Here is a 15516-nt window from a genome sequence, read left to right as displayed (position 1 = left end):
TTTAATTATAGTGTCGTTGTATCTTTGTTTCAAATTTGAAACCTATGAAAACGCACTTAGCAAAAATTTACTTTTTCGGAGTTATTGCATTGGCTTTAGCAGGATTACTTTCTAGCCCAGTAGCGCTAGGTTTGGGGTTTATATTTACCCTATTTTTTAAACATCCGTTTTTACAACAAAGTCAGAAGAGTATAAATGTACTTTTAAAAGTTGCTGTGGTTGGCTTAGGATTTGGAATGGCTATTGTTGAAACTTTACAAACTAGTATTTCAAGTTTTGGTCTTACTTTATTTTGCGTATTCTTAACTGTAAGTTTCGGTCTAGTGCTATCGCGGTATTTACATTTAGACAAATCGCTTGGACACCTTATAACATCGGGAACTTCTATTTGCGGCGGTAGTGCCATTGCAGCAATTTCTCCAATTATAAAAGCCGATACAAAAACCATTACCATGGCCTTAGGGGTTGTTTTCTTTTTAAACGCCTTAGCTTTAATTTTATTTCCGTTTTTCGGACACCTTTTGGGGTTAAACCAACATCAATTTGGGTTATGGTGTGCCGTAGCTATTCACGATACAAGCTCGGTGGTTGGAGCTGCCTTAAATTATGGAGAAGAAGCTTTACACATAGCAACTACAGTAAAATTATCGAGAACCTTATGGATAATTCCTATGTCTGTAGTATCTATGTTTTTGTTTAAAAATAGTCGGCAAAAAATTAAATTCCCGTTTTTTATACTGTTGTTTATTACAGCCATTCTAATAAATAGTTCTCATATACTTCCCGAAGTAATCACAACGACTTTTGTTGGAATATCTAAACATTTATTAGTAGTCACTTTATTTTTAGTTGGCACTACTATGTCTGTATCCGATTTAAAAACCACAGGTTGGAAGCCTATGGTCTTTGCTGCAACGCTTTGGGGATTTGTTTCTATAATCTCTTTATTCTACATTCTCAATTTTTCTGTTTAAAACAAACTAACGTTTACATTCTCCACTAAAACCAAATTATATGGAACGTAAATTAAACCAGCGCAAAACCTACCAAAAAGCAAAACTGATTGTCTTAAAACAAACGGTATTAAATCCTATAGACCACTTATGGTCGTTTATAGGAGCCTTTGTTGGCATTGCATTAATTGGCGGTCTGCAAAGTTTATCTTTGTCTTCATTAGACAACACTTTTTTAATTGGTTCGTTTGGCGCCTCGGCAGTACTTATTTATGGCGAAACCAATAGCCCTTTGTCACAACCTAGAAATCTGGTGGGTGGTCATATTTTAAGTGCTCTTATTGGCGTATGTGTCGCAAAACTTATTCCGTATTCTAATTTAAGCTGGCTAGCATGTGCCCTAGCTGTTTCCTCTGCTATTGTAGGTATGCAAATCACAAAAACCATGCATCCTCCTGGAGGTGCCACGGCCTTAATTGCAGTTATTGGCAGCCACCAAATTAAAGATTTAGGCTTTTTATATGTAATAAATCCCGTGGGTATTGGCGTCCTAATTTTACTGGTAACAGCCTATATTACAAATAGATTTGCACGCCACAGACAATATCCTTTTAAATCAAAAGAAAATAAGAACGCTAATATTTAAAATAACTGTATTTTAGCCTTTCAACTATATCAATTTTTGAGAGCAAAGCTTCATTACAAACTTATTATTTTTAGATGTTTCATAGTTGTTTTGGCAACCTGTTACTTGGCAGCTCCTTTAAAACATACCGTATTCAATCTGCTTCATATTGCGGCACATTATATTGAAGACAAACTTATTATAAACGAACAGCATTCTGCACCTAGTACCATTGTTCATACTAATAATATTTTAGGGCATTTAACGACTACTGAAGCACCACCCCTAGCAAACCATTCGCATACTGCAACAGGGAAAATTGTACCCAATTATTCTCATAGGGTTCTTGTCGTTTTAGATGGCATTCTCTCAGCGTCTGAAGAACAACAAGAGCACCAAAAATCACTGTTTAAATCCGACATAGACAAACATCTTCTAACTTCAAAATACCATTACAAAACAGATTCATTCACAAGCATTTCAAAACAATCTTGGTATGCTATTCCGTCTTGTTACGAATTTTATCTTGTAATGATTTCTCCCCCTCCAAAGTATATTTCATAATATAATTCAGTCAAAATAAAACCCTCTTTAAACTATTTGCGTAAGTACACGTGAACGGTCTAAAACAGACTGCTTTGCTTTTTGCAAAAGCTTCTACATGGACTACAACCAAATAGTAACATCTTGTTTACCACAATAAACAAAGGATAACCAAATTATGAAATAGATGAAAAATATTTTAACCGTATGCGTATTACTACTCACGAATTTAATTTGCGCACAACACATCTCAGGAAAAATTACAACCTCTGAAAACAAACCTATCGAGGATGTAAGTATTTATAATAAAACCACCGAAATACACACGCACAGCTCGCCAACAGGAGCATTTACCCTGAACAAAACACAAGTAAACGACACGCTTTACATTTCTCGTTTAGGCTACAAACCAAAAACAATTCGTGTATCACAATCAGATTTAGACGAGCCCATGTCTATAATCATATACTCGGCAAACATTTCTTTAGATCAAGTTATGCTATTAGCCGATGTCGATGTATTAAGTAAGTTTGTAGATGTAGATATTCAGGCAAGTCCTGTAAAATCTTCTCAAGAAATTTTAAGAAAAGTGCCTGGCTTAATTATCGGACAACATGCCGGTGGCGGAAAAGCCGAACAAATATTTTTAAGAGGATTTGATATCGATCATGGTACAGATATTAATCTTACAGTAGACGGGCTACCTGTAAACATGGTATCGCACGCTCACGGCCAAGGGTACTCCGATTTGCATTTTGTAATTCCCGAAACTATTGAAAACATCAACTTTGGGAAAGGTCCATACTTTGCAGATAAAGGAAATTTTGCTACTGCTGGGTATGTAAATTTAGGCCTAAAAAAAACAATCGATAATAATTATGTTTCGTTAGAAGCTGGGCAATTTAACACCAACCGTCTCATGGGGATGTTTAATGTTTTAGACACAGAAAATAGCAGTGCTTATATTGCATCAGAATTATCGCTAACCGATGGTCCTTTCGACTCTCCTCAAAATTTTAACCGCTTTAATATACTTGGGCGTTACAATTATAAATTAGCTGGCAATCAAGAATTAAACGTTACAGCCTCTTATTTTCAAAGTAAATGGGATGCTTCTGGCCAAATTCCGCAGCGTGCTGTAGACGATGGAAGCATTGATCGATTTGGTGCTATAGACGATACCGAAGGAGGAGAAACAAGTAGAACAAACCTTTTGGTAAATCATATTAAAGCCATAGACGAGAATCAATCTTTAAAAACAACCGCCTTTATTTCGCAATACAATTTTGAATTGTTTTCTAATTTCACATTCTATTTAGACGAACCTATTAATGGCGACCAAATTAGACAGTTTGAAAACAGATTAACTACAGGAGCTAATACAGTTTACGAACAAAGAAATATAGAATTAGGCGACAAAACGATATTTAAGTACGAAGCCGGAATTGGATTTAGATATGATAATGTTGATGATGTAGAATTATCTCACACCCTAAACAGAAAAACCATTTTAGATTACAAAGCTCTGGGCGATGTGGACGAAGTAAATACCTATGCTTTTTTAAATACCGAATTTAAAACCGGAAAATGGACGTTTAATCCATCGGCAAGGATTGATTATTTTAAGTTTCAATATCAAGATCAACTTTCGGAAACTTACAGCGATTTAAGTGAAACCAAAATACGTGTTAGTCCAAAAATGAATACTTTATATTCCGTTAACAAAAACGTACAATTATTTTTAAAAGCAGGTGTAGGGTTCCACTCTAACGACACTAGGGTTGTTATAGCCAATAACGCAGAATCTATACTTCCTGCTGCTTATGGTGCCGACTTAGGAACCATTTTAAAACCTACGGAGCGTTTGGTATTAAATGCTAGTTTATGGTATTTATTTTTAGAACAAGAATTTGTCTATGTTGGAGATGCAGCCATAGTAGAACCCAGCGGAAGAACACAGCGTTTAGGTGCAGATTTTGGAGTACGTTACCAAGCTCTAGATTGGCTTTATCTTTCTGCCGATGCGAATTATTCTCACGGCAGAAGCATAGACGATCCGGATGGCGAAAACTACATTCCGTTAGCTCCAGATTTCACCTCATCAGGGGGACTGTTTGTAGATAATTTAGGCCGCTTTTCTGGAGGAATAAATTACAGATATGTAGATGACAGACCAGCTAACGAAGACGATTCCATTATTGCCGAAGGTTATTTTGTAACAGATTTCAACATAAACTATGCTTGGAAAAACTGGACCTACAGCATCATTATTGAAAATCTTTTTAACACCGAATGGAACGAAACTCAATTTGCTACAGAAAGTAGATTGTTTAATGAACCTGCTCCTGTAGAAGAAATTCACTTTACACCAGGAACACCATTTTTTATTCGTGGAAAAATAGCACTAACCTTTTAATTTCTACTGTTACCTACTTATTAAACAAAAAGGCTGTTTAAAACATATTGAATGTTTTAGGCAGCCTTTTTAATTTATAGAAAACTCAGATTTTTAATAAATAAGTCTAGTTAAACGAAAAACAAATTCTTCATTTTATCAAAGTTTTATTGTATATTTAAAACGCATATTTCAATAATTTAAACCTTTTTTTATGAAACCAATAAATGTAGATTACCCAGGACTTTCAATTAATTTTAAAGATGCTAATCACCACGATGCCGATATATTATGGGAACCTACCGGTGATGTAGAAATTGACGGAAAACAATATAAAGCAGGAGATCAAGTTCATATCATGTCGGTGGAGTATGATGTGGAAGACAATAATTATTCGCTATTAAATAAATTTTTCTCTGCACATACTTTAGAAATGTCTACTGCAGATTTTGAAGCGCTTAAACAAGCCATTCTTTCTCATAAAAACGACAGCACAAAACTATATTTTAACGACAGACTTATTGTTGCAAAATAAATTGCATAGACTCAATTTATATTTAGAAAACTGACTCCAAAGTTCGAATGCTTTGGAGTTTTTTTTTATCAGATAACGTTACTTTTTTAATGCATAGAGAAATAATTTATCGTGCAAACCGCGTACTTTTACTTTTAAAACATTTCGTATATGAAGAAATCTACTGTTGAAGAAATTAAAGAACGATTTGATAATGATGTTGAACGTTTTTCAGATCTTGATACTGGACAATTAACAACCATAGATGCCAATATTTCTTTAGAACTCATTACAGAATCGGCGAAGCGCATTGTACCACAGGCTACTCACCTACTCGACGTGGGTTGTGGAGCAGGAAATTACACCTTAAAAATGCTTTCAAAATCGCCAAACTTAAACTGTACTCTTGTCGATTTAAGTAAACCTATGCTAGATAAAGCCAAGGAACGCCTAACCGAAGAATCTAACGTAACTTTTAAATGTATACAAGGCGATATTCGGGAAATAAACCTTGAAGAAAATCAGTTCGATATTATATTGGCGGGAGCCGTTTTACATCATTTAAGAGATGATAACGATTGGGAAACCACATTTACAAAACTATACAAACTCTTAAAACCAGGAGGCTGTTTAATGATTTCCGATTTGATTACTCAAGATACCGAAGCCTTAACGGAATATACTTGGGAACGCTATGGCGATTATCTTGAAGCGCTGCAAAACAAGGAATATCGCGACAAAGTTTTAGCCTATATTTCTAAGGAAGATTCACCCAGATCTTTAAATTATCAACTAAATCTTATGAAAAATGTTGGATTTAAAGCCGTTGAAATTCTTCATAAAAACATGTGTTTTGCTGCTTTTGGAGGTATTAAATAACAATAATTAAAATCTTTATATATGGCTTCGAATCTCATTTGGGGCCATACGTTTTTAACTTTATTAGACCAACAAAACCCCAAGCCTACCAACTATAATTCAATATTTCAAGTTCCAAATGTGTGCTTTAGAAGTTGTAAATCTGTGTAATTCTATCATAAAAAATGTTGTTATCTTAAACCAAGATATTCTTTTTTAGTCTAAGAGATTAAACAAACTAAGCGATGAAAACCAAACACATTCAGCATTTATATTTTAGAGCAGGATTTGGCTTAGACTACACTACGCTTGAACAACTTAGAAAACAATCTAAAACAACAATCATTTCTAACCTTTTTGAAGCTTCAAGAAATGTAGAACCCCTAGAAATTGACCTTTCAGGTTTTGAATCCTATTTCAATTCAGGTTTTAAAAAACCCGAAACGGAAGAAGACAAGGCCAAACAAAAAGAACTTCAGAAATCAAGTCGTGAAAAAACAGTTGAGTTTAATGCACTATGGATTGACAGACTTACAAGTTCAGATGCCATTCTTGCAGAAAAAATGACCCTATTTTGGGCCAATGTTTTTGTGTGTCGCGACAATGCTATATACCATATGCAACGGTATAACAATATGCTTAGGCGATTTGCCTTAGGTAATTTTGGCGAATTTGTAAAAGCCATGGCTCGCGAAGCTTCTATGAGCAAATACTTAAATAACAGACAAAACGTAAAGGCAAGTCCTAACGAGAATTTTGCGAGAGAACTCATGGAGTTATTTACTTTAGGCGTTGGAAATTATTCTGAAGCCGACATTAAAGCGGCTGCGCGCGCCTTTACAGGTTGGTCTTTTAAACGCGATGGGACGTTTCATCTGCGAAAAAAACAACATGATTTTGGTGAAAAAACATTTTTTGGCCAAACCGGAATTTTTAATGGCGACGACATTATCGATATCATCTTACAACAAAAGCAATGTGCTCGATTCATTTGCGATAAAATTTACAGATATTTTGTAAATCCAGAGCCCGATGCCCAACATATTGAAGCTTTAACAAATCAATTTTACAAAAATTACGATATCAAAGCTTTGATGTTTTATCTCTTTAATTCCGACTGGTTTTACGACCAAAAAAACATAGGGTCGAAAATAAAATCACCTATAGAACTTTTAATAGGCATACAAAAAACGGTGCCAATTACATTTCAAAAAAAGAAACAACTCCTATACTTACAAAAAGTTATGGGGCAAGTTTTATTATACCCACCCAATGTTGCGGGGTGGAAAGGGGATAAAAATTGGATAGATAGCAACACTCTTATGTTGCGCCTAAAATTACCCGCCATACTTTTAAATAATGCAGTAATTAATGTGGATGAAAAAGGCACTTTAGAAGACGATTTTGAGGCGTATTACGCTTCAAAAAACAATAAACAGCGTTTTATTAAAACAACTATACATTGGGCTGTTTTTGAAAAAGAATATATAAATGTTTCGCAACAAGATTTAAAAAACACCTTAATTATTGCTAAAATAGACCCCGATACAGATGCCCTTTTATCTCGTTTAAAATTCGAAGATCAAAAAAATTATTGCATCCAACTTATGTCTATTCCAGAATATCAACTGTGCTAAATTATAGATTATGAAACGACGCGATTTTTTGAAACAGAGCTCATTAGCGAGTAGTTTATTTTTTGTACCTAGTTTTATTAGTGCTTTTCAGAAGGTGAATAGCACAACTTTAAGTCATAAAAAACTGGTAGTTATCCAGTTAGCTGGAGGTAATGATGGGTTGAACACTATTGTCCCTTTTACAAATGATATTTACTACCAAAACAGACCAGAGATAAGCCTACAAAATCAGGACCTCATCAAAGCAACCTCCGATCTTGGTTTCCATAAAAATTTAGGTCCCCTAAAACAGTTATACGATAAAGGATATTTAACTGTAATTAATAATGTAGGATATCCTAACCCTAACCGGTCTCATTTTAGATCGACAGATATTTGGCAAACGGCAAGTGCATCGAATGAATTTTTAAGCTCAGGTTGGCTTGGCCGTTATTTAGATGAATATGTTAAGAAACCTTATGGCGGCATTGAAATAGACGATAGTTTATCCTTAATTTTAAAAGGAGAGACGCTTAACGGTATTGCTACAAAAAATCCAGCGATTTTAAACCGAAATATGCAAACAGCATATTTTAAAAAAGTACTTAACACCCAAAGCGATGCGCATTTAAGCGAACATAATTTAGGCTATTTATATCAAACTATGATAGAAGCACAATCCTCGGCTAAATATATTTTCGAGACTTCTAAAACATATAAAAGCAAGCAAGATTACCCTAACAATCCCTTTGCAAAGCAACTAAAAACAACCGCCGAATTTATAAATTCTAATCTTAGTAGTAGTGTATACTATGTGGCTATGGGCGGCTTTGACACCCATGCAGGACAAATAAACCGACAAAGCAAATTGTTAGACATGTACGCCAGTTCTATAGAAACATTTGTAAAAGATTTAGAGGCAAACGATACGTTTAAGGACACGCTTATTTTAACTTTTTCTGAATTTGGCCGCCGCCTAAAACAAAACGCTGGACAAGGTACAGATCACGGTGCCGCCAATAACGTTTTTTTAATTGGAAAAAACTTGAAAACACCTGGGTTTTATAATGAATCTCCCAATTTAGTAGATTTAGATAGTAATGGAGACCTAAAATATACCGTAGATTTTAGATCTATTTATGCCACAATTTTAAATTCATGGTTAGCCGTAAACGATGAAACTATTTTAAATAAATCGTTTAACAAACTCAGCTTCATTTAAGCAAGTTTTATTTTTTTTGGTCAGAATTAAAACCTTTTTATTTGGAAAGCAAAAAGAAGAGCCAAATAAATTCTCTAATACCAGACTTTCAAATGGCCTAACTAGCAACGTTTTGTGCTTTACTAATGCTTAAATAAGAAGTGTTTTCTTACTAAAAAAGCATTTCACAAGCAATTAATTCTTCAATCTTATAGTGTAAACCATAACAATTGTTTATCATTTTACCCTGAACACCAATACTTTAACAAAGTATAGACAAAAATTTTAATGATTTTAAAATATTTTTTTTGCGTGTAATATTGAAATCCTATAGTTTTGTTCACGTATGAGATTTTTCAAAAATTATTTATTCTTATTAAGTACATTAGTTTTAAGTGGGTTTGCAACCTTATACGCAAATCTAGATTCGTGTACTATTGAAAATGCCTCACAAGAAGAGTCTAGGCAGACTAATCCAGATTTTAAGTCCACGTTATTATCCTTTGGCTCTGTTATTTCATCGCATTCTAGTACCGAGCATAAGGCTAGCTTTATAGAAGAGCTTATTAACAATGAAAATTTAGAAAACGAAGCTGTAACTTCAGATAACTTTCTAAACAATAGCCTGTCTGCAGCTGCTTTAAAAAATGCACAGCAATTACAATTTTTAGCGGTACAACATCAAAACGATGTATATAGATTTCAGTCTAATACCACAGTTTCCCTACTACGGTTACATGTAAAATTCCAAGTTTTTAGAATTTAATACCATACAATTTCAGTCCACATATTCTGTGGCAAATCCTATTATATCACATAAAAGTATGTTATAAAAACAGAGGGAACCCTAATATTTAGGGCTTTATACCCCTGTAATCTATTCTAAAAAAAATTTAATCTATTACCTATGAGGAATTTCCCCTTGATAGCCTGCATATGTGTATTGCTGTGCTACGCAACCAGCTGTGATGCTAAAAAAGAAAAGAAACACGAAGACACTAAATACCTAGTTACTAACCCTATAAAAAAAGACACATCGATTACAAAAGATTATGTTGCCCAAATTCACTCGATTCGACATATCGAATTAAGAGCTTTAGAACGCGGTTATTTGCAAAAAATATTTGTTGATGAAGGACAACATGTAAAGAAGGGACAAAAAATGTTCCAAATCATGCCTAATATTTACAAGGCAGATTTACAAAAAGCGGCTGCAGAATCTAAGGTTGCAGAAATTGAGCTTGAAAACACCCAATTATTAGCAGATGGCGATGTTGTTTCTGCTAACGAACTCGCCATGGCAAAGGCCAATTACGACAAGGCAAAAGCTGAGGTTGCCTTGGCCCAAACGCATTTAGGTTTTACAGATATAAGAGCTCCTTTTGATGGTATTATGGACCATCTGCATGCACGTGAAGGTAGTCTTTTAGACGAAGGAGAACTGCTCACTACCTTATCGGACAATAGTAAAATGTGGGTCTATTTTAATGTGCCAGAATCTGAATATTTAGATTACATTATTAGCAACAACAAAGACCAAAAACAAGACGTGGGACTGTTAATGGCAAATAATAAGCGTTTTAATCAAAATGGTGTTGTTGAAACCATTCAAGGTGAATTCGATAACGAAACAGGAAATATTGCTTTTAGAGCTACATTTCCAAATCCCGATGGTATTTTAAGACATGGTGAAACCGGAAGTATCCTTATGGAAGTACCATTTCAAGGTGCAATTATTATTCCGCAGAAAGCCACCTTCGAGATTTTAGATAAAAAATATGTGTTTGTAGTCGACAAAGACAACGTGGTTAGCCAACGCGAAATTACGGTTGGAGCAGAGCTTCCTCACTTATTTGTTGTAGAAAAAGGACTTTCTGAAAATGATAAAATTTTACTAGAAGGCATCCGTATGGTAAAAGATAAAGAAAAAATACACTGCAAGTATTTAGAACCTAATCAGGTTTTAGCACACTTAGACTTATACGCAGAGTAACCCTTTAATCTTAAAAACAGATGTTTAGTAAATTTATAAAAAGACCGGTATTGGCCATAGTCATATCGGTAATAATCGTATTTACGGGTATGCTTGCCATTAAGCAATTACCCATTTCACAATTCCCGCAAATTGCACCAACAACGGTTAACGTATTTATCGCGTATCCAGGAGCAAGTGCAGATGTATTAGTGAACTCGACCCTTATTCCTATAGAAACCGCCATTAACGGGGTGCAAGGAATGCGCTATATTGCTTCTGATGCCACTAGTGCTGGAGAAGGAACGCTTCGTGTAATTTTTGAACCTGGAACCGACCCCAATCAGGCGGTTGTTATGGTAAAAACCAGAGTCGATCAAGTAATGCCTTTACTCCCAGAATTGGTACAACGTGAAGGTGTTGTTATTACACCCGTTCAGCCTAGTATGCTTATGTATGTAAACTTATTTGGCGACCAAAAGAAGAACGACGAAAAGTTTTTATACAACTATGCGTATACCAAAATTATTCCCGAAATACAACGTATTAACGGTATTGCAAGTGCTCAAATTTTAGGTAGTAGAAAGTATGCTATGCGTGTGTGGTTAAAACCAGACCGTATGCGAGCTTATAATATTTCTGCCGAAGAAATTTTAGAAGCTATGGACGAGCAAAGTATTATTGCTAGGCCAGGACGTTTGGGGCAAAGCTCCGGAAAAACAGCACAATCTTTAGAATATGTGTTAACCTACCAAAACAGGTATAACGAACCCGAGCAATACAAAGATATTATCTTAAAATCGACTAGCGAAGGTGAGTCTATACATTTAAAAGATGTCGCCGATGTTGAGCTTGGAAGTGAGTTTTTTGATATCTATTCTAATTTAGATGGAAAACCTTCTGCTTCTATCGTATTAAAACAAACACTTGGTAGTAATGGTAGTGATGTGATTGATGCCGTTAAAGAAAAATTAAAAGAACTAAAAGAAGAACTCCCTCCTGGAATTCATTATAAAATTAGTTACGATGTTTCAAACTTCCTAGACGCTTCTATAGAACAAGTATTACACACACTGCGCGATGCCTTTATCTTAGTGGCCATAGTAGTATTCCTGTTTTTAGGCGATTGGCGCTCTACCTTAATTCCAATTATTGCCGTGCCGGTGTCTTTGGTTGGAACCTTTTTTGTGATGCAAATTTTCGGATTATCCATCAATATGATTACGCTATTTGCCTTGGTTTTAGCCATAGGTATTGTGGTTGATAATGCCATTGTCGTCGTTGAAGCTGTGCATGTTAAAATGGAAGAAGAACATCTCTCTCCTTACAAAGCATCGCATGCTGTTTTAGGCGAAATTGGTGGTGCCATTATCGCAATTACATTGGTTATGGTATCTGTATTTATTCCTATTTCGTTTATGACCGGACCTGTGGGAGTTTTCTACCGACAATTCTCTATTACCATGGCTGGTGCCATAGTAATTTCGGCCATAGTTGCACTTACTTTAACACCTGTGCTTTGTGCCATGATGTTAAAAAACAACCATGGTAAAGCACGAAAAAAATCATTTATAGACAAATTTATCGATTGGTTTAACAGAGGATTTGAAAAGCTTACAGGTAAATATGTTAGTGTATTAAATGTAATTGTAAACCGTAGAGTGATCACTTTTGGTATATTAATCGCCTTCTGTGTAGGTATATTTATAACCAATAAAACACTACCAGCAGGATTTATTCCGAATGAAGACCAAGGTATGATTTACGCTATCATACAAACCCCTCCAGGAGCTACACTAGAGCGCACCAATGAAGTGGCTAGAAAACTTCAAAAAATTTGCGAAGAAACAGAAGGCGTAGAATCTGTATCCTCTTTAGCTGGTTACGAAATCATGACCGAAGGGCGTGGGTCTAATGCAGGAACCTGTTTAATCAACCTTAAATCTTGGGGCGAGCGTGAACATTCTGTGCATGAAATCATGGAAGAGTTAGAAGAAGAAACCAAAGATTTAGGAGCTGTAATTGAATATTTTGAACCACCTGCAGTACCTGGTTTTGGATCTTCTGGAGGATTTTCTTTACGTCTATTAGACAAAACAAATTCAACCGATTATCAAGGTTTCGAGAAAATCAATAACGAATTTATGGAGAACCTATCCAAACGTAAAGAACTCTCTGGTTTATTTACTTTTTTCTCTGCCAACTATCCGCAGTACGAAATAAAAATAAATAATAAGATTGCCATGCAAAAAGGTGTTAGCATTGGTAAGGCTATGGAAAACCTAAACATTTTAATAGGTAGTACCTACGAACAAGGGTTTATTAGATTTGGTCGTTTCTTTAAGGTCTACACACAAGCGGCACCAGAATATAGAGCGCTTCCTACAGATTTAGACAAACTTTACGTTAAAAATGAAGAAGGCGAAATGGTACCCTATTCTGCATTTATGTCTTTAGAAAAACATTTAGGTCCTAACGAAATTACACGATATAACTTATACAACTCGGCAGCTATTAAAGGGCTTCCTGCCCCTGGTTATACTACTGGTGATGCTATACAAGCCATAAAAGAAGTAGCCGAGGTATCCTTACCAAGAGGCTACGATATTGCATGGGAAGGTTTGTCTTACGACGAAGCCAATCGCGGAAGCGAATCTATATTAATCTTTGCAGTGGTATTAATCTTTGTGTATTTCGTTTTAGCTGCCCAATACGAAAGTTTCTTATTGCCTTTTGCGGTAATACTTTCGCTTCCTGTTGGGGTATTCGGCTCGTTTGCCCTATTAAAACTCATGGGATTATCTAACGATGTTTACGCTCAAATTGGAGTTATCATGCTGGTGGGACTACTCGGTAAAAATGCCGTTTTAATTGTAGAGTTTGCGGTGCAGAAACGCAATCAGGGCGCAAGTATTTTAGAAGCAGCTATTGAAGGTTCTAAGGCCCGTTTCAGACCAATTTTAATGACCTCTTTTGCATTTATTGCTGGATTAATTCCTTTAGTTATCGCCAATGGTGCCGGTGCTATTGGAAATAAAACTATTGGTGGTTCGGCACTTGGAGGCATGTTAATAGGAACCATTTTTGGAGTTTTAGTTATCCCAGGACTCTATTACATTTTTGGTAACATGGCCGATGGTAGAAGTTTAATTAAAGACGAACATTTTGAACCGATTTCTGAAGAGCTTATGCGTACCTCTGAAAGTGAAAATAGAACCGAAGCTAAACTTCAGAAAATAACAAAACTTCTAAAAAAATTAACCAAAAAAAATGAAGATGAACAAGATAGTTAGGAACATAATAACGCACAAAAAACTGGGCATTATGGTCGTAATTACGGCCATGGTATGCTATTCTTGTGCACCAACAAAAGATGTAAGAGAAGCAAATACCACCGTTCCAGAGGCTTTTAAAACACAAACTACCGATACTATAAACACGGCGCAGTTACAGTGGAAAGAATTTTTCTCGGACCCTTACTTGCAAACCTTAATTGATTCGGCTTTGGTTAATAATCAAGAGCTGAATATTATTTTGCAACAAGTAGACATGTCTCAAAACGAGATAAAAGCCAGAAAGGGAGAATATTTACCTTTTGTTAGTATGTATGGTGGTGCAGAAGTTGAAAAAGTTGGAGAGTACACTAGAAATGGTGCTGTAGAACACAACTTAGATATAAAAGACGGCAAAGAATTTCCTGAACCTTTACCAAATTTTGGGGTAGGACTTTCGGCCACTTGGGAACTCGATATTTGGAAAAAATTACGAAACTCTAAAAAAGCTGCTGTTTTTGAGTATTTATCGAGTGTTGAAGGGAAGCATTTTATGGTGACTCATTTGGTTTCGGAAATTGCTGATGCCTATTACGAATTAGTTGCTTTAGACAATCAGATGGAAATTATCGATCAGAATTTAGACATTCAGCAGCAAGCTCTTAAAATGGTTAGATTACAAAAGCAAGCAGCACGAGTTACCGAATTAGCCGTTCGAAGATTTGAAGCCGAAATGCTAAAAAACCAGAGTCATAAATTCGAGGTGCAGCAACAAATTGTAGAAACCGAAAATGAAATCAATTTCTTAATTGGTTCTAAACCAAAACATATTGCCAGAGATTCTGAGCATTTCATTGAAAAAGAAATCGATACTATTTACACCGGAATTCCATCGCAATTACTTCAAAATCGTCCAGACATTCGTCAGGCCGAATACGAATTAGCAGCCGCAAAATTAGATGTAAAAGTAGCTCGTGCTAACTTTTATCCATCTATTGGTATTCATGCTGGAGTTGGTTTAGAAGCATTCGACTTAAAATATCTATTTACCACGCCAGAATCCCTTTTATACGGATTGGTTGGAGATGCTATTGGACCTTTAATTAATAAAAATGCCATTAAAGCGGAATATTACAACGCAACCGACAAACAGTTGCAAGCCGTGTTCGAGTATGAAAAAACAATTTTAAGCGCCTATATTGAAGTAGCCAACGAACTGTCTAATATCGATAATTTAAAATCGAGTTACAATTTAAAACAAGATCAAGTAAATAAACTTACCGAGTCTATAGATATTTCTATGCGTCTCTTTCAATCGGCTAGAGCAGAATATATTGAAGTTTTGCTTACACAACGTGAAGCTTTAGATTCTAGAATTGAATTGGTAGAAACTAAAAAAGAGCAAATGTTAGCTAGAATAAATATGTATCAAGCGCTTGGAGGCGGTTGGAATTAGTCCCCTAGTAGGATAGCTTTAACTTGAAAGCGGCTTCTAAAACGTTTAGTTTTCGTCAACCTGAACTCCTGTCTTACGACGGGCACGATAATTCAGATTCTCACATATTTA

The 15516-nt window shown here is 35.4% G+C and carries 12 protein-coding genes; all 12 read left to right on the top strand.

Annotation, left to right across the window (positions count from 1 at the left end; genetic code table 11):
- Positions 1-44 precede the first annotated feature (44 nt).
- On the top strand, positions 45-974 hold the full coding sequence (locus tag A9D35_RS11750; RefSeq protein WP_066223260.1) for a YeiH family protein: 930 nt from the start codon (positions 45-47) through the stop codon (positions 972-974).
- 40 nt (positions 975-1014) lie between these two features.
- Complete coding sequence (locus A9D35_RS11745; RefSeq protein ID WP_066223257.1) at positions 1015-1599, top strand: HPP family protein; 585 nt, start codon at positions 1015-1017, stop codon at positions 1597-1599.
- A 90-nt stretch (positions 1600-1689) separates the two neighbouring features.
- Positions 1690-2142 (top strand): hypothetical protein, encoded by a 453-nt coding sequence (locus A9D35_RS11740; RefSeq protein ID WP_141675524.1) that lies wholly within the window; start codon positions 1690-1692, stop codon positions 2140-2142.
- A 166-nt stretch (positions 2143-2308) separates the two neighbouring features.
- Positions 2309-4537 (top strand): TonB-dependent receptor, encoded by a 2229-nt coding sequence (locus A9D35_RS11735; RefSeq protein ID WP_066223253.1) that lies wholly within the window; start codon positions 2309-2311, stop codon positions 4535-4537.
- A gap of 193 nt (positions 4538-4730) precedes the next feature.
- Complete coding sequence (locus tag A9D35_RS11730) at positions 4731-5051, top strand: hypothetical protein (protein WP_066223251.1); 321 nt, start codon at positions 4731-4733, stop codon at positions 5049-5051.
- Between the two features lie 150 nt (positions 5052-5201).
- On the top strand, positions 5202-5909 hold the full coding sequence (locus A9D35_RS11725; RefSeq protein WP_066223249.1) for a class I SAM-dependent methyltransferase: 708 nt from the start codon (positions 5202-5204) through the stop codon (positions 5907-5909).
- Between the two features lie 224 nt (positions 5910-6133).
- The gene (locus tag A9D35_RS11720) at positions 6134-7525 is read left to right on the top strand and encodes a DUF1800 domain-containing protein (RefSeq protein WP_066223246.1); all 1392 of its coding nucleotides are present in this window, start codon (positions 6134-6136) and stop codon (positions 7523-7525) included.
- Between the two features lie 10 nt (positions 7526-7535).
- Complete coding sequence (locus tag A9D35_RS11715; protein ID WP_066223244.1) at positions 7536-8726, top strand: DUF1501 domain-containing protein; 1191 nt, start codon at positions 7536-7538, stop codon at positions 8724-8726.
- A gap of 325 nt (positions 8727-9051) precedes the next feature.
- Positions 9052-9471, top strand: coding sequence for a hypothetical protein (locus A9D35_RS11710; RefSeq protein WP_066223243.1), 420 nt, complete (start codon positions 9052-9054; stop codon positions 9469-9471).
- Between the two features lie 141 nt (positions 9472-9612).
- On the top strand, positions 9613-10698 hold the full coding sequence (locus A9D35_RS11705; protein WP_066223242.1) for an efflux RND transporter periplasmic adaptor subunit: 1086 nt from the start codon (positions 9613-9615) through the stop codon (positions 10696-10698).
- A 20-nt stretch (positions 10699-10718) separates the two neighbouring features.
- Complete coding sequence (locus A9D35_RS11700) at positions 10719-13970, top strand: efflux RND transporter permease subunit (RefSeq protein ID WP_066223240.1); 3252 nt, start codon at positions 10719-10721, stop codon at positions 13968-13970.
- A 31-nt stretch (positions 13971-14001) separates the two neighbouring features.
- Complete coding sequence (locus A9D35_RS11695) at positions 14002-15405, top strand: TolC family protein (RefSeq protein ID WP_235817893.1); 1404 nt, start codon at positions 14002-14004, stop codon at positions 15403-15405.
- Positions 15406-15516 lie beyond the last annotated feature (111 nt).

Origin of the sequence: Formosa haliotis, from assembly GCF_001685485.1 — a bacterium.
GTDB classification, from domain to species: domain Bacteria; phylum Bacteroidota; class Bacteroidia; order Flavobacteriales; family Flavobacteriaceae; genus Formosa; species Formosa haliotis.
This window is presented reverse-complemented; position numbering and strand designations above follow the sequence as displayed.